Annotated in this window: 27 protein-coding genes and 4 pseudogenes; 26 read left to right on the forward strand and 5 right to left on the reverse strand. The window is 41.2% G+C overall.

All coding sequences use genetic code 11. The annotated features are described in order from the left end of the window. The 7 genes and pseudogenes from FTT68_RS05880 to FTT68_RS05900 form a co-directional block, all read left to right on the forward strand. Positions 1–1,331, forward strand: a 1,331-nt coding sequence (locus FTT68_RS05880; protein WP_180175239.1) for a type VI secretion system Vgr family protein, incomplete at its 5' end; no start/stop codon positions are given. Continuing rightward, positions 1,328–2,779: a hypothetical protein gene (locus FTT68_RS05885; protein WP_180006755.1), complete on the forward strand. Its 1,452-nt coding sequence runs from the start codon at positions 1,328–1,330 to the stop codon at positions 2,777–2,779. The genes FTT68_RS05880 and FTT68_RS05885, both read left to right, overlap by 4 nt. Before the next feature lie 4 nt (positions 2,780–2,783). Further along, positions 2,784–3,851, forward strand: coding sequence for a PoNe immunity protein domain-containing protein (locus FTT68_RS05890; RefSeq protein WP_180006756.1), 1,068 nt, complete (start codon positions 2,784–2,786; stop codon positions 3,849–3,851). An 81-nt stretch (positions 3,852–3,932) separates the two neighbouring features. Then, positions 3,933–4,052: pseudogene (locus FTT68_RS14140) on the forward strand (hypothetical protein); the annotation flags it as partial. Between the two features lie 4 nt (positions 4,053–4,056). Beyond that, positions 4,057–5,124, forward strand: coding sequence for a PoNe immunity protein domain-containing protein (locus tag FTT68_RS05895; protein ID WP_180006757.1), 1,068 nt, complete (start codon positions 4,057–4,059; stop codon positions 5,122–5,124). Positions 5,125–5,217: 93 nt separating this feature from the next. Next, positions 5,218–5,325, forward strand: a pseudogene (locus tag FTT68_RS14145) (hypothetical protein); the annotation flags it as partial. A 4-nt stretch (positions 5,326–5,329) separates the two neighbouring features. Beyond that, positions 5,330–6,397, forward strand: a complete 1,068-nt coding sequence (locus FTT68_RS05900; protein ID WP_180006758.1) for a PoNe immunity protein domain-containing protein — start codon at positions 5,330–5,332, stop codon at positions 6,395–6,397. 77 nt (positions 6,398–6,474) lie between these two features. Here FTT68_RS05900 and FTT68_RS05905 read toward each other — a convergent pair. Next, positions 6,475–6,741: pseudogene (locus FTT68_RS05905) on the reverse strand (4Fe-4S dicluster domain-containing protein); the annotation flags it as partial. Here FTT68_RS05905 and FTT68_RS05910 point away from each other — a divergent pair. The 12 genes and pseudogenes from FTT68_RS05910 to FTT68_RS05960 all read left to right on the forward strand — a co-directional run bounded on the left by FTT68_RS05910 (position 6,735) and on the right by FTT68_RS05960 (position 15,100). Continuing rightward, a complete protein-coding gene (locus FTT68_RS05910) occupies positions 6,735–7,106 on the forward strand; it encodes a hypothetical protein (RefSeq protein WP_180006759.1) in 372 nt (123 codons plus the stop codon). The pseudogene FTT68_RS05905 and the gene FTT68_RS05910 sit on opposite strands and share 7 nt — an antisense overlap. A 17-nt stretch (positions 7,107–7,123) precedes the next feature. Further along, a complete protein-coding gene (locus FTT68_RS05915; protein ID WP_180006760.1) occupies positions 7,124–8,071 on the forward strand; it encodes a hypothetical protein in 948 nt (315 codons plus the stop codon). A gap of 2 nt (positions 8,072–8,073) precedes the next feature. After that, positions 8,074–9,009: a hypothetical protein gene (locus FTT68_RS05920; RefSeq protein WP_180006761.1), complete on the forward strand. Its 936-nt coding sequence runs from the start codon at positions 8,074–8,076 to the stop codon at positions 9,007–9,009. Next, complete coding sequence (locus FTT68_RS05925) at positions 9,009–9,932, forward strand: hypothetical protein (protein ID WP_075175634.1); 924 nt, start codon at positions 9,009–9,011, stop codon at positions 9,930–9,932. The genes FTT68_RS05920 and FTT68_RS05925 overlap by 1 nt, the downstream gene beginning before the upstream one ends. Positions 9,933–10,142: 210 nt before the next feature. Beyond that, positions 10,143–10,862 (forward strand): hypothetical protein, encoded by a 720-nt coding sequence (locus FTT68_RS05930; RefSeq protein WP_228289503.1) that lies wholly within the window; start codon positions 10,143–10,145, stop codon positions 10,860–10,862. 1 nt (position 10,863) lies between these two features. After that, the gene (locus FTT68_RS05935; protein WP_168369763.1) at positions 10,864–11,277 is read left to right on the forward strand and encodes a hypothetical protein; all 414 of its coding nucleotides are present in this window, start codon (positions 10,864–10,866) and stop codon (positions 11,275–11,277) included. A gap of 164 nt (positions 11,278–11,441) precedes the next feature. Then, a pseudogene (locus tag FTT68_RS14120) lies at positions 11,442–11,543 on the forward strand (IS5/IS1182 family transposase); the annotation flags it as partial. Between the two features lie 84 nt (positions 11,544–11,627). Then, positions 11,628–11,906 (forward strand): hypothetical protein, encoded by a 279-nt coding sequence (locus tag FTT68_RS05940; protein WP_228151051.1) that lies wholly within the window; start codon positions 11,628–11,630, stop codon positions 11,904–11,906. Positions 11,907–12,007: 101 nt separating this feature from the next. Next, on the forward strand, positions 12,008–12,436 hold the full coding sequence (locus FTT68_RS05945) for a hypothetical protein (protein WP_075167225.1): 429 nt from the start codon (positions 12,008–12,010) through the stop codon (positions 12,434–12,436). Positions 12,437–12,733: 297 nt separating this feature from the next. Next, positions 12,734–13,180: a hypothetical protein gene (locus tag FTT68_RS05950; protein ID WP_180083878.1), complete on the forward strand. Its 447-nt coding sequence runs from the start codon at positions 12,734–12,736 to the stop codon at positions 13,178–13,180. Between the two features lie 12 nt (positions 13,181–13,192). Continuing rightward, positions 13,193–13,666, forward strand: a complete 474-nt coding sequence (locus tag FTT68_RS05955) for a hypothetical protein (RefSeq protein ID WP_228289504.1) — start codon at positions 13,193–13,195, stop codon at positions 13,664–13,666. A 171-nt stretch (positions 13,667–13,837) separates the two neighbouring features. After that, positions 13,838–15,100, forward strand: coding sequence for a type VI immunity family protein (locus FTT68_RS05960; RefSeq protein WP_180006762.1), 1,263 nt, complete (start codon positions 13,838–13,840; stop codon positions 15,098–15,100). Between the two features lie 147 nt (positions 15,101–15,247). Here the strand turns inward: FTT68_RS05960 and FTT68_RS05965 are convergent, their stop codons facing one another. Further along, a complete protein-coding gene (locus FTT68_RS05965; protein ID WP_016659624.1) occupies positions 15,248–16,960 on the reverse strand; it encodes an electron transfer flavoprotein-ubiquinone oxidoreductase in 1,713 nt (570 codons plus the stop codon). A 188-nt stretch (positions 16,961–17,148) separates the two neighbouring features. Here FTT68_RS05965 and FTT68_RS05970 point away from each other — a divergent pair, with 188 nt between their 5' ends. The 5 genes from FTT68_RS05970 to FTT68_RS05990 all read left to right on the forward strand — a co-directional run bounded on the left by FTT68_RS05970 (position 17,149) and on the right by FTT68_RS05990 (position 21,562). Next, positions 17,149–17,760 (forward strand): DUF1285 domain-containing protein, encoded by a 612-nt coding sequence (locus FTT68_RS05970; RefSeq protein WP_180083886.1) that lies wholly within the window; start codon positions 17,149–17,151, stop codon positions 17,758–17,760. A 46-nt stretch (positions 17,761–17,806) separates the two neighbouring features. After that, a complete protein-coding gene (murI, locus tag FTT68_RS05975) occupies positions 17,807–18,676 on the forward strand; it encodes a glutamate racemase (protein WP_180083876.1) in 870 nt (289 codons plus the stop codon). 114 nt (positions 18,677–18,790) lie between these two features. Next, complete coding sequence (locus FTT68_RS05980; RefSeq protein ID WP_127801785.1) at positions 18,791–19,819, forward strand: DUF4062 domain-containing protein; 1,029 nt, start codon at positions 18,791–18,793, stop codon at positions 19,817–19,819. A 66-nt stretch (positions 19,820–19,885) separates the two neighbouring features. Next, positions 19,886–20,914 carry a ferrochelatase gene (gene hemH / locus FTT68_RS05985; protein ID WP_168381716.1) on the forward strand — a complete coding sequence of 343 codons (1,029 nt, stop codon included), beginning with the start codon at positions 19,886–19,888 and terminating at the stop codon, positions 20,912–20,914. A gap of 3 nt (positions 20,915–20,917) precedes the next feature. After that, a complete protein-coding gene (locus FTT68_RS05990) occupies positions 20,918–21,562 on the forward strand; it encodes an MBL fold metallo-hydrolase (protein ID WP_075175249.1) in 645 nt (214 codons plus the stop codon). Between the two features lie 69 nt (positions 21,563–21,631). Here the strand turns inward: FTT68_RS05990 and FTT68_RS05995 are convergent, their stop codons facing one another. Then, positions 21,632–21,811, reverse strand: a complete 180-nt coding sequence (locus FTT68_RS05995) for a hypothetical protein (protein WP_005181916.1) — start codon at positions 21,809–21,811, stop codon at positions 21,632–21,634. A gap of 181 nt (positions 21,812–21,992) precedes the next feature. Further along, entirely contained in the window at positions 21,993–22,166 is a 174-nt protein-coding gene (locus tag FTT68_RS06000) for a DNA gyrase inhibitor YacG (RefSeq protein ID WP_005181919.1), read from the reverse strand. Between the two features lie 84 nt (positions 22,167–22,250). On the opposite strand from FTT68_RS06000, the gene FTT68_RS06005 reads away from it, so the two are divergent. Beyond that, a complete protein-coding gene (locus FTT68_RS06005) occupies positions 22,251–22,901 on the forward strand; it encodes an SAM-dependent methyltransferase (RefSeq protein ID WP_180083884.1) in 651 nt (216 codons plus the stop codon). 2 nt (positions 22,902–22,903) lie between these two features. Beyond that, entirely contained in the window at positions 22,904–24,106 is a 1,203-nt protein-coding gene (locus FTT68_RS06010; RefSeq protein WP_180006763.1) for a TIGR03862 family flavoprotein, read from the forward strand. 65 nt (positions 24,107–24,171) lie between these two features. Here the strand turns inward: FTT68_RS06010 and FTT68_RS06015 are convergent, their stop codons facing one another. Further along, the gene (locus FTT68_RS06015) at positions 24,172–24,720 is read right to left on the reverse strand and encodes a hypothetical protein (protein ID WP_180006764.1); all 549 of its coding nucleotides are present in this window, start codon (positions 24,718–24,720) and stop codon (positions 24,172–24,174) included. Positions 24,721–24,732 lie beyond the last annotated feature (12 nt).

Below are 24,732 nucleotides of genomic sequence, written 5' to 3' on the forward strand. Positions count from 1 at the left end.
TCTCTGCCCAGCTGCAAAGCAGCCATGGTGCGACCCAACTGAACCTGGGGAACTTGAGCCATCCCAAAGCCAGCGCTGAAAGTGATGGCCGTGGTGAAGGTTTTGAACTGAGAACCGATCAGTGGGGTGCAGTACGTGCTGGAGAAGGCTTGCTGATTTCCACCCATCCACAGGCACAGGCCGAAGGCAATCATCTCGATGCCAGTGAAGCCAAGAGCCAGCTAGAAAGCAGCTTAAACAACAGTACTGCCCTAAGTGAAGTGGCCAAGAATCAGCAGACCGATCCTTTAGAGGTTTTAGAAAATCTCCAGTCTTTTATTGAAACACTGGCCAATGACGACCCTGCCAAAGCAGATGCCTTTAAGTCTGCGATCATGGTATTGGCTGCACCAAACTCTATTGCCTTAAGTAGTCAGCAAGATGTGCATCTCTCTGCGGATGGTCAGATTAGCCACAGTGCAGGAGAAAGTATTAACCTCAGCACACAACAGTCTTTGATTGCGCATGCCAGCCAGAAACTAAGCCTGTTTGCAGCACAAGAGGGGGCACGTTTGTATGCCGGTAAAGGCAAAGTCGAAATTCAGGCCCAAGGGGATGGCGCAGATCTTATTGCCAGAAAAGGGGTGCAGGTCATCTCCACAGAAGATGTTATTGATTTTAAAAGTGCTAAAGAAATTGTTTTAACTGCAGGTGGTTCACAGCTAAAAATAAATGCTTCGGGGATTTTTCCTACGACTGGCGGTAAGTTTGAGGTTAAGGCAGGGCAGCATCAGTTTGTGAATGGAAAGAATGTATCAGCAAAATTTCCAGCTTTACCTACCTTTAAATTATTACCTAATAAAGTGGAATTAAAATACATTTATGATGACTTAAAACCTGTTGCACAAGCTCCATTTAAATTGATTTTTGCTGATGGTTCTGCCCAAGAAGGAGTACTAGATGCCGAAGGTTATGCCAAAGTCACTATTCCTAGTGATAAAACTCAACCTAAAGTCTACTATGGCTTTAGTAGTGTTGAGGCGAAACCAGATAGAGAAAAAGTTGATAATCCTTTCAAAGATCAAAAAGTGATGAGTGTTACTGAAGCAGAGCAGTTAATTGAAAAATATAATCAACAGGAACTTGATGCATTATTAGATGAATATTTCCCTGATGAAATTGAAGAGATGCTCACGTCAAATAATATCGAATACGACGATCATGTAAGCGATTATGAAGAACAATTAATACCACAACAAAATGATGTAGACGATGCAATAGCAGATGATTTAGAAGAAATTTTACTTACAGATGATTCTACTTCTAGATTAGACCTAGGAGATAAACAATGAATACTGCCGTAGCCAAGGGTTCAACGCAAGCTGTGAGAATAACAGCTAAAGGGGAAGAATCGGCGGCTCAATGGATTAAAGGTGTACTTGATGGTAGTGGCTCCAGTCCTGCTCAAATTATTGTTGCAGTTGTGATAGGTTGTATACCCTTTGTTGGTCAAGGCGTTGATGTCGGGAATGTGATTGTCTCAGTCGTTAAAATATCAGAAAAGCCAGATAATAAAGAGAATTGGTTTGATTTGGTATTTAATCTTGTTGCATTTGTTCCAATTGCTGGTGATGGATTAAAAATTGTTTTTAAACAATTGCGTTCAGGTAAAGCTATGGGAGCTATTTTGGATGCAATACCAAGCAAAACATTACGTGGTGATGTAGATAAATGGTTTAGAACCTTAAATTGGAATACATACACAAGAGAGCTGCAAACAACTAGTAATAAAATTATTGATGGTTTAATTGGCGTTTTTGATAGTTGGATGACCCGAGCTGTTCTCGGCAATGCTAAGTTAAAAACATTAGTAACTCAGCTTCAGCAAATGAAGAAAGTTGCCAATCAAAAAATTGATATGGTTATGAAAGAAATGCAAGCAGCCCATAAAAAGGCACTAGCAACTCCTTATCCTAACACTACAGCTAGAGCTCCAATTACGACTCGAACACCAACAACAACCAGTAGACCAAATCAAAATCCAGCCCCACGCACTCAGCAAAATGGCAATGTACCAAGAAATACTGGAGGAAATAATGTAAGCCCAGGTCGTCAAAATACTTCAACGCGACGTCAACAATTACAGCGAAAAAGAAGGTCGAATCAAGAACTTGGTTCTGGTGGTGAACATATAACAGATTACTACTATGTAAAACGCATGAAAAGTCGCTCTAAAATTAACAATAATGGTGTGCTGTACGAATATCACGATACGGGTCATAACGGTATCGATCACGTTTGGCATAGTGCTCGACTAGCACATAAGTATCGTGTAACAGACAGTAAAGCGACCAATGCTCTGAGTCATCGAACACTCATGACGCCTAAAGCAGCCATGATGGCATTGAAAATGGGTCTCGATGTTTATATGGCATCAGACCAAGATGATAAAGTGAAACGCTCCGTTGGAACAACGGTGAGTGATGGCGTACAAATGTCACATTTATGGATTGCTAATAAGATAAAAAGCTCAAAAATTATTGAGTTACATGAAGAAAAATTGATTTTACAAATAGAAGCATGGCGACGTGTTAACTTTAAACCAAGTACAGAAAGAAAAATTGGAAAAACCGTTGCAATACGTTGTCCTTATGATAGAAGCCTAGTTACGATTACAGGCGATAAATTTGACCATCATGAAAAATGTAAAGGTTTAAATAAACCCAAGTGCACACGGACAGTGACTGCGCATGGGATTAAATTAGAATTTGTTTTACCCAATGAGATGTTGGAGAGATAAAAGAATGTCGATACAAGTAAGTGATAAAGATATAGATTGGCACAGTTGGTTAAATTTAGAAGTAAAAGATTCAAAAAAATATAGAGATAACTTTCTTGAATCAAAAATGTATCATAAACGATTTGACATTTTAGTGAATGGTATATATTCCGTTACAGACGGTTTCAATAAGTATAAAAATGATTCTAAATTTGGCGGATATATCGCAGCTGGTCATCAACGCTTACAAGATGCTTTAAACTTAATATCTTTACAATATTCCGCGGGTGGAGATTTAAATTTTTTAACGGAACTTTACCCATATATTCTTCATTGGACAGAAGAGTATGCTGAAACGAGTCATCTTTATAATTTAAGCCCAGATGCAGGTGGACGTTATGTCTGGCATATTTCTTTAGGAACTGAAGATTATTGGTATATTGCATTACGATTGATATGCTTTGGTTTACTGACAGGGTATGCAGATCAAATGAGTCGAATTATGACGATTATCGACTACACAGAAGCAACACCTGAAGGACAAGAAAAAGATGGCTTAATCGAGCGATTGGTTGCTCCATTTGTAACAGATCGAGGCATACCACCGAATGATGCACGTCGTCATTTGCCTTATCGTAAGCTCATTAAAGTTTTTGATGCTGCACCTGAAAAACGTCCAGCGATGATGTTGCAGTACTTAGAAGATTGGTATGAAGCCAGTCGTCGTGAACCTTATCATGATCAACATCCACAACCTGATATTAGATCAGGTATCAGTTATTTTGGTTATTGGTCATGGGAAGCGGCAGCTGTTACATGGTTGTTAGATATTGATGACACCACTTATCGAGATCACCAATTTTATCCAAAAGATTTAGTTGATTTTGCTAGATCGCAAGCTGAATCGGTTTCAGCAGAAACCACTATAGAAAAAATTAAAATCAAAGGTGGAGAGCAATCCACGAAAACAGGTTTTTGGACGACTCCTGCCCAGCCAAATCAGCGTCAGCACTTTAGTAAAGGTGAGATTTTACCAACGCTTTCTGAACAAGATTGGGGTGAAGTATATTGGTATTATGATGGTGAAGAATAGAATTAAAAATGCCCTTCGGGGCATTATTTTTATATGGATAATATTATTGCCCATTCTTAATATCATAAGTCCAAAGAAAAAAATAACTTCAACCATCATGAAAAATGTAAAGGCTTAAATAAACCTAAGTGTACACGGACAGTAACTGCACACGGTATTAAATTAGAATTTGTTTTACCAAACGAGATGTTGGAGAGATAAAAGAATGTCAACACGAGTAGATGATCAAGAAATAGATTGGCAAAAATGGTTGAGTTTAGAAGTAAAAGATACAAGTTTATTTAGAGATAAGTTGCTTGAGCAAGAAATGTATCACAAGAGATTTGATACGTTTGTTAATGGGTTATATACAGTTGTTGATGGATTTAGCCATTATAAAAATGATTCTAAATTTGGTGGATATATAGCATCTGGTCATCAAAGATTGAAAGATGCTCTGAACTTGATATCTTTACAATATTCAGCAGGCGGGGATTTAAATTTTATAAAAGAACTTTATCCATATCTTCTTCATTGGACAGAAGAATATGCTGAAACGAGTCATCTTTATAATTTAAGCCCTGATGCAGGTGGCCGTTATGTCTGGCATATCTCCTTAGGAACAGAAGATTATTGGTATATTGCTTTACGATTGATATGCTTTGGTTTACTGACAGGTTATGCAGATCAAATGAATCGGATTATGCCGATTATCGACTACACAGAAGCAACGCCTGAAGGACAAGAAAAAGATGGCTTAATTGAGAGATTGATTGCACCATTTGTAACAGATCGAGGTACACCACCAAATGAAGCACGTCGTCATTTACCTTATCGTAAGCTCATTAAAGTTTTTGATGCTGCACCTGAAAAACGTCCAGACATGATGTTGCAATACTTAGAAGATTGGTATGAAGCCAGTCGTCGTGAACCATACTTTGAACAGCATCCAGAAACCGACTTAAGATCTGGTAGAAGTTATTATGGTTATTGGTCATGGGAAGCAGCAGCTGTTACATGGTTGTTAGATATTGATGATACAACTTATCGAGATCACCAATTTTATCCAAAAGATTTAGTTGATTTTGCTAGATCGCAAGCTGAATCGGTTTCAGCAGAAACCACTATAGAAAAAATTAAAATCAAAGGTGGAGAGCAATCCACGAAAACAGGTTTTTGGACGACTCCTGCCCAGCCAAATCAGCGTCAGCACTTTAGTAAAGGTGAGATTTTACCAACGCTTTCTGAACAAGATTGGGGTGAAGTATATTGGTATTATGATGGTGAAGAATAGAATTAAAAATGCCCTTCGGGGCATTATTTTTATATGGATAATATTATTGCCCATTCTTAATATCATAAGTCCAAAGAAAAAAATAACTTCAACCATTATGAGAAATGTAAAGGCCTAAATTAGCCAAAGTGTACACTGACAGTAACCGCACACGGTATAAAATTAGAATTTGTTTTACCAAACGAGATGTTGGAGAGATAAAAGAATGTCAACACAAGTCAATGATCAAGAAATAGATTGGGAAAAATGGCAATTTCTAGAGATTAATGATGAAACAAAATTTAGAGATAATTTTTTAAATGCCCAAGATTATCATGAAAATTTTGAAGAACTTATAAATGGACTATATACCGTTGTAGATGGTTTCAGTCATTATAAAAATGATTCTAAGTTTGGTGGATATATAGCATCTGGTCACCAAAGAATGAGAGATGCATTAGATTTGATGTCATTACAATATTCAGCAGGTGGTGATTTAAATTTCATAAAAGAACTTTACCCGTATCTTCTTCATTGGACAGAAGAATATGCTGAAACGAGTCATCTTTATAATTTAAGCCCTGATGCAGGTGGACGTTATGTCTGGCATATTTCCTTGGGAACAGAAGATTATTGGTATATTGCTTTGCGTTTAATTTGCTTCGGCTTACTTACAGGCTATACAGATCAAATGAATCGGATTATGCCGATTATCGACTATACAGAAGCAACTCCTGAAGGGCAGGAAAAAGATGGCTTAATCGAGCGATTGATTGCTCCATTTGTAACAGATCGAGGCATACCACCGAATGATGCACGTCGTCATTTGCCTTATCGTAAGCTCATTAAAGTTTTTGATGCTGCACCTGAAAAACGTCCAGCAATGATGTTGCAATACTTAGAAGATTGGTATGAAGCCAGTCGTCGTGAACCTTATCATGATCAACATCCACAACCTGATATTAGATCAGGTATCAGTTATTTTGGTTATTGGTCATGGGAAGCGGCAGCTGTTACATGGTTGTTAGATATTGATGACACCACTTATCGAGATCACCAATTTTATCCAAAAGATTTAGTTGATTTTTCTAAAGCACAATCAGAAAAAGTACAAACACAAGATTCAGTAGAAAAAATTAAAATCAAAGGTGGGGATAAATGTCCAAAAACAGGTTATTGGACGACTCCAGCCCAACCAAATGAGCGTCAGCACTTTAGTAAAGGTGAGATTTTACCAACGCTTTCTGAACAAGATTGGGGTGAAGTATATTGGTATTTTGATGGTGAAGAATAAAACTATATCGCTCAAGGGGAAACTTTCGTATTTATCGAAGTTTAATAAAAAAACTTTAGCGAGGGTTTTAAAAGACATTACATATTCGAATAGCTCATATCACCTGCACCCTCAGGTACAACCCAAGTAATATTTTGTGACGGATCTTTAATATCACAAGTCTTACAGTGAACACAGTTCGCAGCATTAATTTGGAAATGCTTAGAACCATCATCATTTTCCATTATTTCGTATACACCAGCAGGGCAGTAGCGCTGAGCAGGCTCATCCCATTGAGGAAGGTGAAGTTTTATATCGTGTTTTAGATCCACGTAGTTTAGATAACAGTATTTGTTGGATGCGTAAGTCTGAGTTTGGAAAGCTAAAAAGTCGTGAAGATTGGCGTGATAAATTTGCAGTTTGGGCAAGCTGGAATGCTAATGGTGAATATCTTGAATATACAGTTCCTAAAGGACAGAAGTTGTATGCATGGGAAGGACCTGCTGCTTCACAAGAGCTTGGCGAATTTTATTTAAAAGGTGGTGGGATTCAAATTGTACTTCATCCTGATCATTTAATTCCTTCGGGATTAAGCAAGCGAAAATTGACAGGTTGGGGCTATGGCACCGACACTGAGATTGGCAATTTTTCAATGGTGGGTGTTCCAACTTTGCAAACTAAAATGGGCGATTATAGTTTGGCTGCCAAGCTAGAACATAAACCGAGATAAACAAGATAGAGAAAACTATGAATTACGAAGTAAATCCTAAAGCTGCATATTTATTAGAACAATTTAGCTCGTTAGAATTTTTTGAGACTATGCGAAATAACTATGGTTTTTTTTTAGATAGTTTAGAAGAACTATTTGAAATCTATATGCATAATTTACCATATAATTTACGAAGTTTACCCTATCCAGAACAAGCAGATATTCAATGGGGTGGGACTGTTTTGCCTAATTTAAGAAATACGATGGATCGTATAGAGTCTGCGTACGCAAAAATAAAAACAGGTGATTTTACTTATTTACGTTGTACTGGAGAAATACGCTCTAATGATAAAGGTTTGAGTGAATTTTCTCCACATTGGATGGATGATTTACCTACAGATAAAGTAAGACGGTGCTGGGATTACTATTCAATTGCAAAAAATTATGCTTCTATTATTGGGAGGACATACCCGACCTATTGGAGTATGGATATGCTGAGTAATGGTTATCCAGAAGCTGATGTATTTCATGGAATAAATTTAGTTTTACCTGACTCTTATCCAATTTATAGGGTAAATCCAGAAATAATAGTTAAATCTAATGAAAAAGTTGAAAAAACAGGTGTTTATATTTGTGACGAAGACAGAAAAAGAATTGAGTTTATGGCAGCAAGTGAGGAAGAGGATAGAGGAGTAGGTAGTGTTATAGCTACTGGTATGGATCCTGAAACATTTGAGACCTTATATGGTGATTGTACTTGGACCTTAGTTGAGCGGATTGCAGATGAAGGTGGTTCATCTGAGACAATTCAAGTTGAAAACTTAAAAGGTTTTGCTGGTCAGACTTGTCAACGGACAGGTAATTGGTGGAGTCCTGCAAATCAATTGCAATCCCGTTATTTTGAACAGGGAGAAGTATTTCCTGAGTTTGAGAATAATAGTTGGGGGGAAACAATTTGGTATTTGGAAGTGACGAATAAGAAGTAAATATGTGTTATAGCGTAAATCCCAAAGCTGTATATTTGTTGGAACAGTTTAGCTCCTTAGAGTTCTTTGAAGTGATGTACAACAACTATCGTCTCTTTTTAGAAAGCCTAGAGGAGCTATTTGAAATCTATATGCATAATTTACGAAGTTTACCATATCCAGAACAAGCAGATATTCAATGGGGGGGAACTGTTTTGCCTAATTTAAGAAATACGATGGATCGTATAGAGACTGCATACGCAAAAATAAAAACAGGTGATTTTACTTATTTACGTTGTACTGGAGAAATACGCTCTAATGATAAAGGTTTGAGTGAGTTTTCTCCACATTGGATGGATGATTTACCTACAGATAAAGTAAAAGAATGTTGGGATTATTATTCAATTGCCAAAAGCTATGCTTCAATTATTTCAAATACTTATCCAACCTATTGGAATATTGATGAGCTTGTTATTGATTATCCTGAAGCTGATATATTTCATGAAATCAATCTAGTTTTACCTGACTCTTATCCAATTTATAGGGTAAATCCAGAAATAATGGTTAAATCTAATGAGAACGTTGGGAAAACAGGTATCTATATTTGTGAAGAAGATAGAAATAGAATTGAGTTTATGGCAGCAAGTGAGGAGGAAGGTAGAGGAGTAGGAAGTGTTATAGCTACTGGTATGGATCCTGAAACATTTGAGACTTTTTATGGCGATTGTACTTGGGTACTAGTTGAACGCATTGCAGATGAAGGTGGTTCATCTGAGACAATTCAAGTTGAAAACTTAAAAGGTTTTGCTGGTCAGACTTGTCAACGGACAGGTAATTGGTGGAGTCCTGAAAATCAATTGCAATCCCGTTATTTTGAACAGGGAGAAGTATTTCCTGAGTTTGAGAATAATAGTTGGGGGGAAACAATTTGGTATTTGGAAGTGACGAATAAGAAATAATGTCTAAGTTTAAGATTCATCCTCAAGAAATTTATTTATTAGAACGCTATAGTTCGGCTGAATACTTTAGCGAACTAGTCGATACTTTTAAGAATATGCTGGATGCAGCAGAGGATGCGCTCGAGCTATTTATGCAAGATTTACCTTATGATTATCGGAACCGTCATATTTCACAACAGCCCGATGTGGTTTGGGGTGAGCATGTTTTGCCTAATTTTCGATCAACTCTAGAGGCATTAAATTATGGATATAAACGTTTATTAGAGGGTGATTTATCTGCTTTACAATATGCAGGGAATGTGGTGACTGACTTTAGAAATCAAAGAATAGACTATTTCCCTGATTGGATGGATGAGGGTAATTTAGCCTTATTTGATCAATGGCAAAGTAAAGCTAGTAAGTTATCATCTAATATTAAAGCTACAGTTTTTGGTAGCTGGCCTATGACTTTTTTAAAAGAAGACTATGATTCAGATTATTTAGGAGAGTTAAACTTACCATCATCTTTACCAATATATAAGTTAAACCAAAATGTTACGGTAAAAACAGGCGAAACTGTGCCACAGGATGGTATTTACATTCCTGAAATACAGGAAGCAAGTGCACAGCTGCTGCTTAAAGGGCATGATGCGATAGAAGCATTAGTGGGACTTGATCCAGATTGCCCACAATATGATCATGAGGAAGATACGGAATGGGTATTGGTTGAACGAATTGCAGACGAGGGTGGGTCATCTGAGACTATTCAAGCTGAAAATTTAAAAGGTTTTGCTGGGCAGACTTGTCAACAGACAGGTAATTGGTGGAGCCCTGCAAATCAATTGCAATCCCGTTATTTTGAACAGGGAGAAGTATTTCCTGAGTTTGAGAATAATAGTTGGGGTGAAACGATTTGGTATTTAGAAGTGACGAATAAGAAGTAAATATGTGTTATAGCGTAAATCCTAAAGCTGTATATTTATTAGAAGAATTTAGCTCGTTAGAATTTTTTGAGACCATGCGAAATAACTATGGTCTTTTTTTAGATAGTTTAGGCTTTGTTGCATAAATATGTAAGCATCTGATTTAAATAAATTTAATTTTGGATCAAAAAATAATCAAAACTTTTAAAATCATATAGTTATGAAATCTTTGTGCAACAAAGCCGTATGATTGGCTCAATCTATACAACTGCAAAAAACGTTGTGGATGGCTCAATACTTTTCGTTGAAGAAGCTAAAAATAAAACTTTAGGTTCATACTCTCAAATTGTGAAGAATTATGTAGCTGAACATGAAAAAAAATCACGTCTATCAAATGATAAACATTTTGCAAAATTTCAAGCTGCCAACGCACCACTTTTTAAAGACTTTGAAAATAGGATTTCAAAAAATATATTTCAATGGGACACAGGAATTAAGACCAATAACTTACGACGCCAATTAAAAAATACAGCTTTTGTTAAAGGGGCTAACTATCAAGGGGGCATACCTGGATATTTGAAAAATATGAATGAGGTAGGTCGCATCAGTAAAAATCTGAGGTGGGGCGGTAATTTGATGATTGGTATGAGTATTGGTGAAGGTGGCTATAATATTTACAAATCCGCAGAAACAGGAGATGCTAAGCAAATTAGAAAAGCTGTATTGGTTGAGCCTTTGAAAGTAGGAGGAAGTATATATGGAGGAACAAAAGGAGCTGCTATCGGTGGTGCTGCTGCTTTAGTAATTGGTGTAGGGACTGGTGGTATTGGACTAGTTGTTATAGGGGCTTGTGCTGTTTTAGGTGGATTAGGAGGAGGTATTATTGGCGGTAAAATCGGTGAAACTATAGGAAATGGTGCTGATCGTAGTATAAATTGGATGATAGATTAAAATGTTTGAAAAAACTTTGGAGATAATATTTGCTCTTACAGGTGCTCTTTGGCTTTCAATCTCATTGATAACAAGTTTCAAAAGCTATGCATACGTTAAAAAAAATCTAGGTTCTATCTCAGAATTATTGTTTGGCAATCCTAAGTATTTTAAAAAATTAGATTTAACTAATTTTTTTTTGATAGAGACAACAACAGCAATTATTGCAGCTGCAAGGTTTAGAGAATTAAAAATATTAAAACGAGACACTGTTTTCTCAAAAGGGCTATTTCCTTTAGCTCCTAATCTTAATGATAAAAATCTTAACTTATTATTAAAAAAACATGGGCAATGGTATAATTCTGTCGTAAAGAATATAATTATTTCAGCATTTTGTTTACTTCTATTAGGAACTATATTATTAATTTTAAAGTAAATAGGTGATAGCTTGAATGTTCTAATTTTTTCTGTAAAGCGAACAAGGTTTAGAAAGTATAATTAAATTTTCTATTTAAAAATATCAAAATGTAAATTTTAATTATTTTAGGCTTTGTTGCACAAAGCTATTCTTAAGGACTCCTTCGGCAATATAATTTCCAAATGAAGAAGCCTACACACAAAATCTACCGCACAACCAATTGGCCCGCATATAACCGAGCTCTCATTAATCGTGGGAATATTGCCATTTGGTTCGATCCAAAGTAAGCGTCCGCTGAATCCCATACCAATTTTTAATTCGATTCAGGTTTCCAGCAGTGCGGCAGCAATTCTTCAATTTGGGTCACTTTGTGTGTCGGTAGCTTTTTCAGCACATCACTTAAAGTTGAGGGCTTTAATGAATGGGAACTTTACCAGTATGTTGTGGAAAAAATAGCATTAGCACGTGAATATGGTTTGGAAGGTACTCGGGATATTTTAAATTTTATTTGTCTAACGTTGATATATAAAAATACTTTCGAGCAAGAAGAGCTGCTTCAAAGTGTGCTGCTAAAAGTGAAAAATAAGATGATGACAATGGATCAGGCGATGGAAGACTTAGAGAGTTTAGTTGACGAAAACGAATAAACTCATAAAACATAACTTTATGCTAACACAATTAATTTGGCATCAAAGAAACGTGAAGTTAGGAATATTCTTTAAGTAAATTAAAAATTATAGGTGATGTGATGAATATATTTAAAAAAATTGTGATGCTGCCAGTAGGCTTGGCTTTAGGTTTGGTTGGTTGCAGTGCAGGCTCAAGTAAAACTTATATACTTACGACAACCTCCTTTAATTATGATCCAAGTTATCGCACATATGATGTTTTGTTAAATGAAGAGTTAATTGGTAGTGGCGGTACGAAAAGATCGGCAGTTATTACAGGACCACAATATGTTACATGGGGGCAAACAAATATTCGTAAACAACACGTTGCAAAAAATATTCCTTATTTAACCAAAGAGGATTTAAAAGGAAAAAGTTATTTAGCAGTGCATCTCTATCCGGATGATAGTGTTGAAATTACACTTACAGATTCTGAAAGCATGCCTAATGCTACACAGAAAGGGCTAGAATGGAGAAATAAACTACGAAAAGAGAAAAATAATAAATAGTGGTGTCCTATGATAAATAATATAAAAAGTTAAGAATACAAATCAAGATGTAGATAATCTTGGTCCACAAAAAAACAAGACTGTGCTGATGGGGATTCAAGTTAGTCATCCTATTTATGTATCTGGTGTCGGAACCTCATTTAATCGTGAGCTAAATATAGTCGAAAAAAGAATAGCCACAGTGCAAGATTATGAGCTTACAGGTGGTGTAAGACGGATAAGATATGGTGAAAATCAAATCAGTATTAACTTTTCAAAGCCGTTCGAAAAGAAGTTGGAGTCGCGACAGGTGATGTGATGAATATATTTAAAAAAATTGTGATGCTGCCAGTAGGCTTGGCTTTAGGTTTGATAGGATGCAGTTCAGGTTCCGGTAAAACCTATGTTCTAACGACCACATCATTTGGCTATGATCCAAGTTATAGACCATATATTGTACGAGTGAATGGCGAGGAGGTTGGAGGAGGCTTTGGGGCAGCCACTAAACGATCTGCGATTATTACTGGACCACAATATGTTACATGGGGACAAACAAATATTCGTAAACAACACGTTGCAAAAAATGTTCCTTATCTGACCAAAGAGGACTTAAAAGGAAAAAGCTATTTAGCAGTGCACCTTTATCCAGATGATACGGTTGAAATCACACTGACTGAAGGGCGGAATATGCCTGATGCTACAAAAAAGGGATTAGAAGTAAGATCAGAATTAATTGATGAATTAAATGAGAATGATAAAAAATAAAAAGGTAAGAATATGGTTTCTCAATTACAAAAAATAAAAAATAGCAATCAAGATGTCAGTAATCTGCATCCACAAGCCAAGCAAGATTGTGCGGATGTAGTTAATATTTCTGTTTTTTTTGATGGGACAGGAAACAATTTAGAAGCAGACCAAGATAAAGGAAAGCTCGCCAACCCAGCAAAGTTATGGCGAAATGCACAATCTTATAGTTTATTCGAAATTGAGCGTACAAAGTCGCCAGTGAAGTTAAATCATCCTATTTATGTTTCTGGGGTTGGAACCCCATTTAATGGGGAGCTGAGCAAAGTTGATAAAATAATAGCTAAAGTGCAAGATCATGACCTTTCGGGCGGTTTTACAGGCGTTGGTGGTAGAAGACGCTTAGAATATGGTGAGAGTCAGATCAGTAAAAGTTTAGAAAACACCGGCTTTGTTGCACAAAGATTTCATAACTATATGATTTTAAAAGTTTTGATTATTTTTTGATCCAAAATTAAATTTATTTAAATCAGATGCTTACATATTTATGCAACAAAGCCATCTGCGAATAAAAACAATAATTTTCAATTTTTCGTTAACATGGAGATGCTACGTCAAAGGATCAAAGTAAAGCTTAAACTCAAGGGAATACAAGAGGTAGAAGAGGAAATTAATATAATGAGTACATCACAACTCTATTTAAGTAAACAAGAAATAGAGGAGTTAGTTCGGGATATTCCTCAAGATACTTCAATTCTTTATGGGGAGGAAAACCAAGAATTTGGTGTTTGTCCTTGTGTTACTTTTTATATTTGTAATAAAGATTGTGTAGAAATATTAAATAAAGTTGTGGCTATTTATATCGAATTTGAAAATTCTATTATAGATAAGCCTTTTCAATTAAGGTTTAGGAGTGATACTGAAGTATGGAAAAAGGCTAATAAGTGGATTAGAAGTCGTAACGAAATGTTAACGGAAATGACAACGGTTTATAAAAAACATTTTATTTACTATATTGGTGCAACATCTGCAGAATCTCCTAATCAAAGTGCACGTTGGGCCTTAGGCGCTAAAATTAGAGACTCAAATGAACGTTATTCTAGTATTAAATTAACCTTTGGTGATAAATGGTATAGATCTAATCCAGTTAGGTGGCATCATTTTGTTAAGCAGTGTCTAGAAAAGCTTAACCCAATTCAAGCCTATAGTGGCTATGAAATAGGAAATACAGGGCAATTTGCATTTGTATCTCCAGAGTTTGAAACAGTTGAGCGGACTTTTACGGATTATTTTTACGGGCTCGATATAGATCATCCTGGGATGGAGTTTTCTCATGAAAATATGTTTGTCTCAGAAGATCGTGACGCTTTAGGTGGAGGAATTCGTACCCCAACATGGTGTTTTTTACTTTCGCCCTATTGGCTAGAAAAGTTAGGTTTAAGTGAAGAGCAAATTCGCGAAAAACTCAATGATCCACGTATTGAAATAACTAAAATAGAGGATTCAGAAAATCCTAATCTATATAGTCTATGGATCCGTTTGGGCGAGCTCTCACTTTATCCAGTTGAAGAAGGTGTCCCTGATCTATTGGTATTGGCAAATGAGCTAATTAAACCGATACGTTGTGATAACTTAAAACTTACGACCTTAGATGCATGGTCAGATGATCCAAACCCACGTTTTGATGTAGTAAGTGCGAAACAATGGATTGCTCGATTTGATAAAGACAGTACATGGCCTGAATTAAAACGAGTGGAAGTCGAAGCTCAAGAACCAGAAAGAATTGATATTGTACTCGCTGGAGAACCCTGCCCACACGCAGGTTACTGGTATACATTTGCCAAAGAAAACTCACGCCAATATTTTAAACACGGAGATACTTTCCCTGATTTTGAAAGTGATTGGGGGGATGTGTATTGGCAGTTTGATGGGGAAGAATAAACTCAGTCATGAACGGCTTACTATAACTTTAGTATATATTTTTACTAAAATAACAAAAATAAAAATAGCTATAAGTATTGAGTTAGATTTATCTAAGAAAGAAAAAATAAACCCGCTTACGCGGGTTTATTTTGATCTCAATCGAGATTACATATTTGGATAGTTTGGACCACCACCACCTTCCGGTGTTACCCAGGTGATGTTCTGCGATGGATCTTTAATGTCGCAAGTCTTACAGTGTACGCAGTTGGCTGCGTTAATCTGGAAGCGCTTGGAACCATCATCATTTTCCATAATTTCATACACACCCGCAGGACAGTAACGCTGTGCCGGCTCATCCCATTTAGGCAAATTCACATCAACCGGAATCGAGGCATTGGTTAGCTTCAAGTGTGCAGGCTGGTTTTCTTCATGTACGGTGTTGGAAACGAATACTGAAGACAAACGGTCAAAGGTTAATTTGCCATCCGGTTTTGGATAATTCGGCTTAAAGCTCACTGCATCTACAGTTTTTAATGCACTGAAGTCAGGCACCAAGTCATGCAGGGTAAACGGCACTTTAAAGATGTTCTGGTCGATAAAGTTAAACGCACCACCAAACCATTGACCAAACTTGTGCATTGCCGGGCCAAAGTTACGCGCGTTGTAAAGCTCTTCTTTTAGCCAGCTGTTGTTGAACTTCTCAGTGTAAGAGGTTAATTCTTTTACAAAGAAATCTTCACCCTCAGTCACGCGGGCAATCGCCAGATCACCACCTTTTTCGACACCGGCAGCAATTGCTTCAAAGACTGCCTCACCACAGAGCATGCCGGATTTCATTGCGGTATGAGAACCTTTGATTTTGGCAAAGTTCAGGAAGCCGGCATCATCACCAATTAAGGAACCACCCGGGAAAGTGAATTTAGGCAGCGAGTTAAAGCCACCTTTGGTTACGGCACGCGCACCATAAGAAATACGCTTACCGCCTTCCAAGTATTGCTTAATCAGAGGATGAGTCTTCCAGCGCTGCATTTCCATAAATGGATACATATGTGGGTTTTCATAAGACAGATCGACGATCATCCCCAGTGTGACCTGGTTGTTTTCCGCGTGGTAGAGCCACCAGCCGCCGGAAGAACCGGTTTCAGACAATGGCCAGCCAGCACCGTGCATCACCAGACCTGGTTTATGTTTGGCCGGATCAATTTCCCACAGCTCTTTAATGCCGATACCGTAGTGTTGAGGGTCGGCATCTTTGTCCAGATTAAATTTCTGGATCAGGCGTTTGCCTAAGTGACCACGACAGCCTTCAGCAAACAGGGTGTATTTGGCATGCAGTTCATAACCTGGGGCAAAGTTGTGGGTCGGTTCACCATCTTTACCAATGCCCATATCACCGGTTTGAATGCCTTTTACTGTGCCATCTTCATGGTACAGAATTTCAGACGCCGCAAAGCCCGGGAAAATAGACACTTCCAGTTCTTCGGCTTTCTGGCCTAACCAGCGCACCACGTTGCCCAGTGAAATGACATAGTTGCCATCGTTGTGCATGGTTTTTGGCACCATCCAGTGTGGTGCTTCTTTCGAAGTGGTTTCAGACAGCAGGAAGAACGTTTTATCTTCTGTCACCGGTACATTTAACGGTGCACCTTCTTCTTTCCAGTTCGGGAACAGCTCATTGATGGCACGTGGTTCCAGCACCGCACCTGACAAGATGTGCGCACCGACTTCGGAGCCTTTTTCTACGACACAAACGGACAGATCATTCAGGTTATTTTCAATTGCAAGTTGACGGATTTTAATCGCCGCAGACAGACCCGCAGGGCCAGCACCTACGATAACTACGTCAAACTCCATCGATTCACGTTCGATGTGTTCCATGTAGGACTCCTCATAATACTAGAAGGTGGCAACCGTCATCTCAGAATCCGGTGCTGCCATGAGTGTTCTTAGTTCCTAGACACAAATTTGCTATCGTGTCTTTTATATTGTGGGCTAGTATAGTTTTAAACCTTGGTCTAGCCAATTGGCTGAATCATATTATTTTTCCGTCAGCAGGGTATTCAATGATGAACAATGAGCACAATGAACCAAATCCGACGAAAAAAGTAGCATTTTCTGATGATAAAAATTTAATGGGCATTGCACAATACTTAAAAGATGCACAGCCCGGTCACAAAAGGTCAATTCCCCCTTTGGAGCACTGGCATCCAAAGCATTGTGGCAAAATGGATTTAACGGTAAAAGCCAATGGAGAATGGTGGCACGAAGGTCAATTGGTGAAGCGCCAGTTATTAATTGAGCTGTTTTCTACCGTACTCTGGAAAGAAGGTCACACGTTCTATTTAAAAACCCCGGTCGAGCAGATTGAAATTGAGGTGGAAGATGAGCCTTTATTTGTCAATCAGGTAGATCAGGTTGATATTGAAGGCAAGACCTATCTGCAACTGACCACTACCACCCAGGACCTGGTGATTGTCGATGAGCAGCATCCGATCTTTATGCGTGAATATGAAGGGGAGTTGCGTCCCTATGTACATGTGCGTTTTGGTCTGAATGCCCTGATCCAGCGTGCGGCTTTTTTTCATCTGATCGAGCTGGGCAGCTTGCAGGAAAATGCCGAAGGCGATGCAATTTTAAGCCTGAAAAGTGGTGATTTGCTATTGCAATTAGGCACCTGAGGTTTAAGCTTGAGCCATCCTATTTCAAACTGCTCATTCCGCTGCCATGACCGCCATTCATCCCCTTGCTCCTTTGTTGCACCCTATGACCAGAGCGCAGGCGGATGCGCCAATCGGGATTTTTGATTCAGGCATTGGCGGCTTGTCGGTGGCGCTGGAAATTGCCCAGCATTTGCCCAATGAACAGATTGTTTATTATGCCGACACGGCGCATGTGCCTTATGGTCCGCGTGATGATCAGGAAATTCGCGAACTGACCGCTCAGGCTATCGAGTGGCTGTATCGGCAGGGCTGTAAAATTGCAGTGGTGGCCTGCAATACTGCTTCGGCTTTTAGTCTGGATTATCTGCGTGCGCATTATGGGGAAGATTTCCCGATTGTTGGTTTGGTCCCAGCCTTAAAACCGGCGGTACTGCAGAGCAAAACCAAAACCGTGGCTGTGCTGGCGACACCGGCGACCTTTCGTGGCCAGCTAATTAAAGACGTGATTCAGCGTTTTGCCTTGCCGGCCGAGGTCAAAGTGATTCCTTTAACCTCGCTTGAGCTGGTGCCTTTTGTGGAAAGCGGAGCACAAATGAGCGCGGCCTGTTTAAGCACTTTAAGCGAACTGTTACAGCCAGTGGTGGATGCTGGCGCAGATCATCTGGTGCTGGGGTGTACCCATTATCCCTTCTTAAAAACTGCGATTCAGTCTATTTTTGGTCAGAAATTGACATTAATTGACTCAGGAACTGCCGTTGCGCGTCAAACTTCCCGCATTTTAACGAAAAATGAGTTATTATTTGAACAGAGCCGAGCCGATCAGGTGCAGATTCATTGTTATGTCAGCGGTCAAAATGCTGAACATTTACAACCGATTGTCGGGCATCTGATGCCTGAGCAGATCCGCTGGAAAATTTCCAATCTGCCACGCTAAGCCAGCTCCATAAAGAAAGCAACATGATTGCTTCAGCATGACTTATTTTTTGATTGGGGAACAATACTGATGCCCATTGGGCGCTTCAGCTATTGAGGGAAGGAAGGAGAGCCAATGCTCGATAAACGCTATCAGGTATTTATCTCTACGTCCGGTTCAGAGATGCAGCCGGAACGCATGGTATTGACACAGACCTTGGTGGGAATGGGCTTCTTTTCCTGGGGCTTGGAGCAGCGTACTCCATTGAGTACGGCATTTGCCCGTCGTCAGATTGATGACTGCGATTATGTGGTGCTGTTATTGGGCAGCCAGTATGGCGAGCAGTCGGTATCGGGTGTGGGCTATATGCATCTGGAATATATTTACGCGGTCACCAAGCAGAAACCGATGATTGTGTTTATGCATGAAGACCCGGATTCACGTGATGCCAGCTTGCAGGATGCCAAACCTGAACTGCGGGAAAAATTTAAAGAATTCCGTCGCCTGTTACAGCAGGAAGTCGATCAGGTGTTTTGCTATCGCAGCTTGCGTGATCTGGAGCTGGCGGTACGCTTTAATATGCCGCAAATGCTGGAGCGTTATCCGGTGGTGGGCTGGGTGCGTCCGCAAAATACCCAGGCCCTGCATGATGAAATCGAGCAGCTACAGGCCAAAGTGGCCCAGTTAAAAAATGAACTTGGCAAGACCGAAGCCGATCCGTTTTTAAGCCTGCCCAAAGTATCCATGCATGAAGCTTTCCAGTTTGAATACCGGATGCATGCCTATCAGGATGGTAATTTTAAAGAACTGAAAGTACAAAAACAGCTGACCTGGGCGCAGCTGTTCAGTATTTTAGGCTCGACCTTTATTCATCCGACCCCGGAAGAATATTTTTCCAAACGCATGAATGAATATTTAAATGATACCGGCCTGACTGATGCGCGGCGTGAAATGCCACGGGCGCATGCGGTGGCACGGGCGCAAATCAATATTCGTGCCTTGCATACCATTAAAATGCAGATGCGCCAGAATGACTGGATTGTGCAGGCCGGCCGGGATGAACGCCAGCGTATGCTATGGCAGACCACAGCCAAAGGGCAGAAGTTGCTGGACAGTAACCTGCTTGATAATGATCGTGTTTTTCAATATAAATCGACGTATTAATTCATTTAGTAACAGACGGGAAAGCTGTTAAAGTAAACGCGTTCCCTGATGATTCCTGAGAGCCTAATGTCTGTTGTTGCGAAACCGAAAATCACCATTATTCTGGCCAATTTGGGCACACCGGATGCACCGACTGTGCCCGCGGTACGACGTTTTCTGAAACAGTTCCTGTCTGATCAGCGGGTGATTGAAATTCCCAAACTGCTGTGGCAAATCATTTTAAGGCTGTTTATTTTACCGTTTCGCCCCAAACGCGTGGCACATGCTTATGCCATGGTCTGGAATCAGGATTCGCCTATGCGCGAAATTTTGCAGGCGCAGGTTGATGCCATCAGACAGACCTTAACTCCGCTCTACCCGGAATTTGAGCTGAATATTGTGCCAGCCATGACCTATGGCAACCCGGGCATCGACGCTTTGCTGGCAAAGCTGGCCCAGCAGCCGCAAGATCATCTCCTTGTCCTGCCGCTATTCCCTCAATATTCCGCAACTTCCACCGCGCCGCTATATGATGCTATAGCCAAATGGATTCCGCAGCAGCGCAATTTGCCGGGGCTGAGCATTATCCGCGATTATTATCAGCATCCTTTGTATATTCAGGCTTTGGCGCAGAGTGTGCGCGAATTTCAGGCCGAGCATGGTCCGGCGGAAAAACTGCTGATGTCATTTCACGGTATTCCACAGCCGTATGCCGATAAAGGCGACCCGTATGCCGAGCGCAGTCGCACAACCGCTCAACTGGTGGCGCAGGCGCTGAGTTTAAATGAGGATCAGTGGGCAATCAGTTTCCAGTCACGTTTTGGCAAGCAGGAATGGGTCAAGCCCTATACCGATGTGCTGCTCGAAGAATGGGGCCAGCAGGGGGTCAAATCGGTTCAAATTATGAGTCCGGCATTTTCTGCCGACTGTCTGGAAACCCTGGAAGAACTGGCGATACAAAATGCCGAAATTTTTCAGCAGGCGGGCGGGGAACACTATGCCTATATTCCGGCGCTCAACCAGCGGGACGATCATTTACAATTGCTGAATGCCTTGCTTCAGGCTAATCTGGATGCGCTGAAACAGACTTTTGCCCATTTTCAACAGGACGCTTAACCCATGTTACAAGTCAAAATTGTGCCGGTCACGGCATTTGCCCAAAATTGTTCCATCGTCTGGGATGCAGAAAGCAAAGAGGCCATTTTGATTGATGCGGGCGGCGAACCGGACAAGCTGCAGGCAGAAGTTGAAGCACTGGGCTTAACTGTGAAAGCCTTATGGTTAACTCATGGTCATCTGGATCATGCCGGTGCTGTCGGTGCCTTAAAAAAACGCTGGAATGTGCCGGTCATTGGCCCGCATAAGGAAGATGCATTCTGGCTGGATATGATTCAGGAAGTATCGGCGCGTTATGGTTTCCCGATTCCTGAAAAGGTCGAGGTGGATCAGTGGCTGGAAGGTGGTGAGCAGCTGCAGCTGGGCAATGAACAGTTTGAAGTGCGTTTTGCGCCGGGACATACCCCAGGTCATGTGATGTTCTATAATGCCAATTACGGTTTGCTCTGGACCGGTGATGTGCTGTTTAAAGGCTCGATTGGCCGGACAGATTTCCCGAGAGGGAATCATCAGCAATTACTGGATTCAATCCAGCGTGAATGTTTTAGCCTGCCCGATGAAACCCAGTTTATTTCAGGGCATGGTCCGATCAGTACCATTGGTTTTGAAAAACAGCACAATCCTTTTGTGGCGGGGCAGGCCGGTTAATCTGCAAATTTCACCCTAACCAAAGTCAGCACAGTGCTGACTTTTTTATTGCGCCGTTTTGATTGCCATTTATTTGCGAAACGGGTCATTCAGCTGTTTTTTCGCTTCCATGCCCACCAGCCAGGCCATTAAGGCAAATAATACCGCCACCCCAATCAGCAGCGTATCCTGACTATATAAACCGACCGCCAGCATTAAGATTGCGGCAAGCAGAAAGGCGAAAAAAAGAATTTTCAGGAGCGTGGGCATACAGGGCTCGATAATTAGAATCTCGAGGCCATTTAAAAAAGAACCGAATGCGAATAGGGTAACGTTTTGCAGTAAAATTTTTAAATGTGTGCGCTGTTTGCGCAAAGAAGTTTTAAATGTGTAGGATTTTTATTACACCTTTCCAGTAAAAGCGGCTTTTTGTAAAACCGCGTAACTCATTTTAGTCTTCCGGGTTATCTACCGAGGGTGCATCCTGAGTCGGCAGGCGATATTCATCACTGGCCCAGGCGCCCAAATCAATCAGCTTGCAACGCTCGGAACAGAAAGGGCGAAATTCATTGCCTTCCCAGACAGAAGGTTCACCACAACGTGGGCAAGGGAATGTACGTGGCATGCGGGTCTCCTGATAAAATCCCGGATTAGATTAGGCAAAAACAGCTGCACTTGATAGACTTGTGCGGTTTTTTATAAGTTTGATCTGATTATGCCCATTCGTCAATTTCAAGCCCAGCGTATGCATGCTCCGCGTGACTTTCAAGCCATTGCCAATACTCCTGTCTGTATCGAAATTGGTGCAGGCAAAGGCAAGCACGCGCTGTTGTTCAGTGGGCAACATCCTGAGCAAACCCTGTATGCGATTGAGCGCACCCGGGAAAAGTTTCTGGCCATGCAAAAGCAGCATGGATTAGAACCGCATGCCAATCTGCAGCCAGTCCATGCCGATGCCTTACCGTGGATTGTACATGCGCTATATCCGGCGCAAGTCGAGCAGTGCTTTATTTTATATCCGAATCCGGAGCCACATAATCCGGCCCAGCGCTGGCTAAATATGCCATTTTTTGAGTTTTTGCTGTCGCGTTTACAACCGAATGGACAGATTACCCTGGCCAGTAATATCCCTGAATATATTGCCGAAGCTGAACAGCAATTATTGGCGCTATGGAAACTGCCGTTTGAGAAACAGCGGATTGCCGCCGATTCTGCCCGGACCCATTTTGAAATTAAATATTTGCAGCGCGGTGAATTGTGCCAGCAACTGATTATTCGCAAACCGGAGGGTTATCATACCCGTTTTGACGATTTTCAGCCGCTTCAGGGCCAGTCGCCAGCGCAGGCAGTGGAAGAATAAGCATGTCCAAGCGGATTGCCATTATCGGGGCAGGCCCGGCCGGCTTGATGGCGGCTGAGGTGCTCAGCCAGTATGGCTATAACCTGCATGTCTATGAGCAGAAGCCTTCGGCAGCACGCAAGTTTTTAATGGCCGGAAAAACCGGGTTAAATATTTCCCATGCCGAAGCAGTGCCGCAGTTTATTCAGCGTTATGATCAGGCCGACTGGCTGGCGCCGTGGATTCAGCGCTGGGATGCTGGCTGGATTCAGGACTGGATGGCAGGCTTGGGCATTCGCTCTTATGTCGGTTCATCCGGGCGGATATTTCCGGTGGAGATGAAAGCTGCACCGCTATTACGGGCCTGGTTAAAACGACTGGCGGATAATGGGGTGCAGTTTCATTACCGCCAGCAGGTCAAAGGCCTTGAGCAGCAACAGCTGCAGATTCTGGACTTAAAACATGGGCAACTGCGCAGTGAAGCATTTGATGCGATTGTGCTGGCTTGTGGTGCGCTGTCGTGGTCGCAATTAGGCAGTGATGGTGCCTGGCAGGACTGGCTCCGTCCAGAGCAGATTGAACCATTTCAGGCCAGCAATGCCGGGGTGGAATATCCGTGGTCCAGCTTTATGCAGCCAGTGTTTGGTCAGCCTTTAAAACGGGTTGAGGCCTGGGTAGAACCGCATACGCGCAGTATCGGCGATATTGTCCTGACCCATTATGGACTGGAAGGCGGCCTGATTTATAAGCAGGGCCGGGCCTTACGTGCACAGCTGAAACAGCAGCAGCGCATGGTGCTGTTTCTGGATTTACTGCCCGAGCAGTCCCAGGCGCAGCTGGCCAAAAAATTACACCCCAGTAAAAAGCAGTCACTTAGCAATGTCTGGCGTAAAGCCGGTTTAGATGCAGCCAAAAGCAGTCTGCTGCGTGAACTGGTCGATAAAAGCTTATGGCATCAGCCGGAGGCACTGGCGGCACAGATCAAACAGCTACGGATTGAATTAACGGGTTTTCGCCCGATTGAAGAAGCGATTAGCTGTGCCGGCGGAATCAAACGCAGTGCCTTCAGCCCGCAGTTACAGCTGAAGGATCATCCGGCAGTATTTTGCTGCGGTGAAATGCTGGACTGGGATGCACCCACCGGCGGCTATTTGCTCACGGCCTGTTTTGCCACCGGACGGGCAGCTGGGGAAGGTGTACATGCCTATCTCGCTACAGGGCAGTAAAACTCACAGACATCCTGCCTGTAAAAAATCAGGGCTATTTAGGGCCCTGAGGTTGTGCATATCATTTAATGCTCGAGCTGTGGATACTGGTCGCGCCAGTGTTCTAATTGCTCTTGGGCATGAATAAATTTCCCCAGACCTTTAACGCTGTCTGGTGCACTCTCCGATGCAGCTGAAGCTGGTTGCTGGGCATGCAGCTGAGCCTGATGATCCCAATATTCATACATCAGGCCCTGGATATAGCGGCCCTGTTCGGTCTTTAAATCCAGCGCTTTCAGCATATTCAGTGCCGACTGGATATTGTCACCTTGCCGGCTTCGTGCAAAGCCATCATCCAGCGTGCCTTGCTGCTGCATCTGCATCAGTTCGGCTTCCATTTCCTCACTCATCTGGCCAAAGCGCTGTTCATAGTCGGTTAGTAGCTGCAGGTCATGCAAGTCCTGCTCGGTTTTTGGGAAAGTGCGTACCGGCTCACTTTTCAGTTCCTGCAGCACCTGATCTTCGGCGCTTAATTCCTGCTTCGGTTCTGGTGATGGATTGCGCTCGCAGGCACTCAGCAGCAGTGCACTGCCAAGCAGACAGGCCAGAGATAAAGGTTTAATCAGATTGGACATGACAGGTTCATC

The organism is Acinetobacter sp. Q85-2 (assembly GCF_013420555.1).
GTDB lineage: Bacteria > Pseudomonadota > Gammaproteobacteria > Pseudomonadales > Moraxellaceae > Acinetobacter > Acinetobacter indicus.

Excerpts from the sequence above, each read along its gene's own strand:
- FTT68_RS05885 (WP_180006755.1), top strand. The coding sequence starts at position 1,328 with ATGAATACTGCCGTAGCCAAGGGTTCAACGCAAGCTGTGAGAATAACA.
- FTT68_RS05890 (WP_180006756.1), top strand. The coding sequence starts at position 2,784 with ATGTCGATACAAGTAAGTGATAAAGATATAGATTGGCACAGTTGGTTA.
- FTT68_RS05895 (WP_180006757.1), top strand. The coding sequence starts at position 4,057 with ATGTCAACACGAGTAGATGATCAAGAAATAGATTGGCAAAAATGGTTG.
- FTT68_RS05900 (WP_180006758.1), top strand. The coding sequence starts at position 5,330 with ATGTCAACACAAGTCAATGATCAAGAAATAGATTGGGAAAAATGGCAA.
- FTT68_RS05910 (WP_180006759.1), top strand. The coding sequence starts at position 6,735 with ATGCGTAAGTCTGAGTTTGGAAAGCTAAAAAGTCGTGAAGATTGGCGT.
- FTT68_RS05915 (WP_180006760.1), top strand. The coding sequence starts at position 7,124 with ATGAATTACGAAGTAAATCCTAAAGCTGCATATTTATTAGAACAATTT.
- FTT68_RS05920 (WP_180006761.1), top strand. The coding sequence starts at position 8,074 with ATGTGTTATAGCGTAAATCCCAAAGCTGTATATTTGTTGGAACAGTTT.
- FTT68_RS05925 (WP_075175634.1), top strand. The coding sequence starts at position 9,009 with ATGTCTAAGTTTAAGATTCATCCTCAAGAAATTTATTTATTAGAACGC.
- FTT68_RS05935 (WP_168369763.1), top strand. The coding sequence starts at position 10,864 with ATGTTTGAAAAAACTTTGGAGATAATATTTGCTCTTACAGGTGCTCTT.
- FTT68_RS05945 (WP_075167225.1), top strand. The coding sequence starts at position 12,008 with ATGAATATATTTAAAAAAATTGTGATGCTGCCAGTAGGCTTGGCTTTA.
- FTT68_RS05950 (WP_180083878.1), top strand. The coding sequence starts at position 12,734 with ATGAATATATTTAAAAAAATTGTGATGCTGCCAGTAGGCTTGGCTTTA.
- FTT68_RS05955 (WP_228289504.1), top strand. The coding sequence starts at position 13,193 with ATGGTTTCTCAATTACAAAAAATAAAAAATAGCAATCAAGATGTCAGT.
- FTT68_RS05960 (WP_180006762.1), top strand. The coding sequence starts at position 13,838 with ATGAGTACATCACAACTCTATTTAAGTAAACAAGAAATAGAGGAGTTA.
- FTT68_RS05965 (WP_016659624.1), bottom strand. The coding sequence starts at position 16,960 with ATGGAACACATCGAACGTGAATCGATGGAGTTTGACGTAGTTATCGTA.
- FTT68_RS05970 (WP_180083886.1), top strand. The coding sequence starts at position 17,149 with ATGAACAATGAGCACAATGAACCAAATCCGACGAAAAAAGTAGCATTT.
- murI (WP_180083876.1), top strand. The coding sequence starts at position 17,807 with ATGACCGCCATTCATCCCCTTGCTCCTTTGTTGCACCCTATGACCAGA.
- FTT68_RS05980 (WP_127801785.1), top strand. The coding sequence starts at position 18,791 with ATGCTCGATAAACGCTATCAGGTATTTATCTCTACGTCCGGTTCAGAG.
- hemH (WP_168381716.1), top strand. The coding sequence starts at position 19,886 with ATGTCTGTTGTTGCGAAACCGAAAATCACCATTATTCTGGCCAATTTG.
- FTT68_RS05990 (WP_075175249.1), top strand. The coding sequence starts at position 20,918 with ATGTTACAAGTCAAAATTGTGCCGGTCACGGCATTTGCCCAAAATTGT.
- FTT68_RS05995 (WP_005181916.1), bottom strand. The coding sequence starts at position 21,811 with ATGCCCACGCTCCTGAAAATTCTTTTTTTCGCCTTTCTGCTTGCCGCA.
- FTT68_RS06000 (WP_005181919.1), bottom strand. The coding sequence starts at position 22,166 with ATGCCACGTACATTCCCTTGCCCACGTTGTGGTGAACCTTCTGTCTGG.
- FTT68_RS06010 (WP_180006763.1), top strand. The coding sequence starts at position 22,904 with ATGTCCAAGCGGATTGCCATTATCGGGGCAGGCCCGGCCGGCTTGATG.
- FTT68_RS06015 (WP_180006764.1), bottom strand. The coding sequence starts at position 24,720 with ATGTCCAATCTGATTAAACCTTTATCTCTGGCCTGTCTGCTTGGCAGT.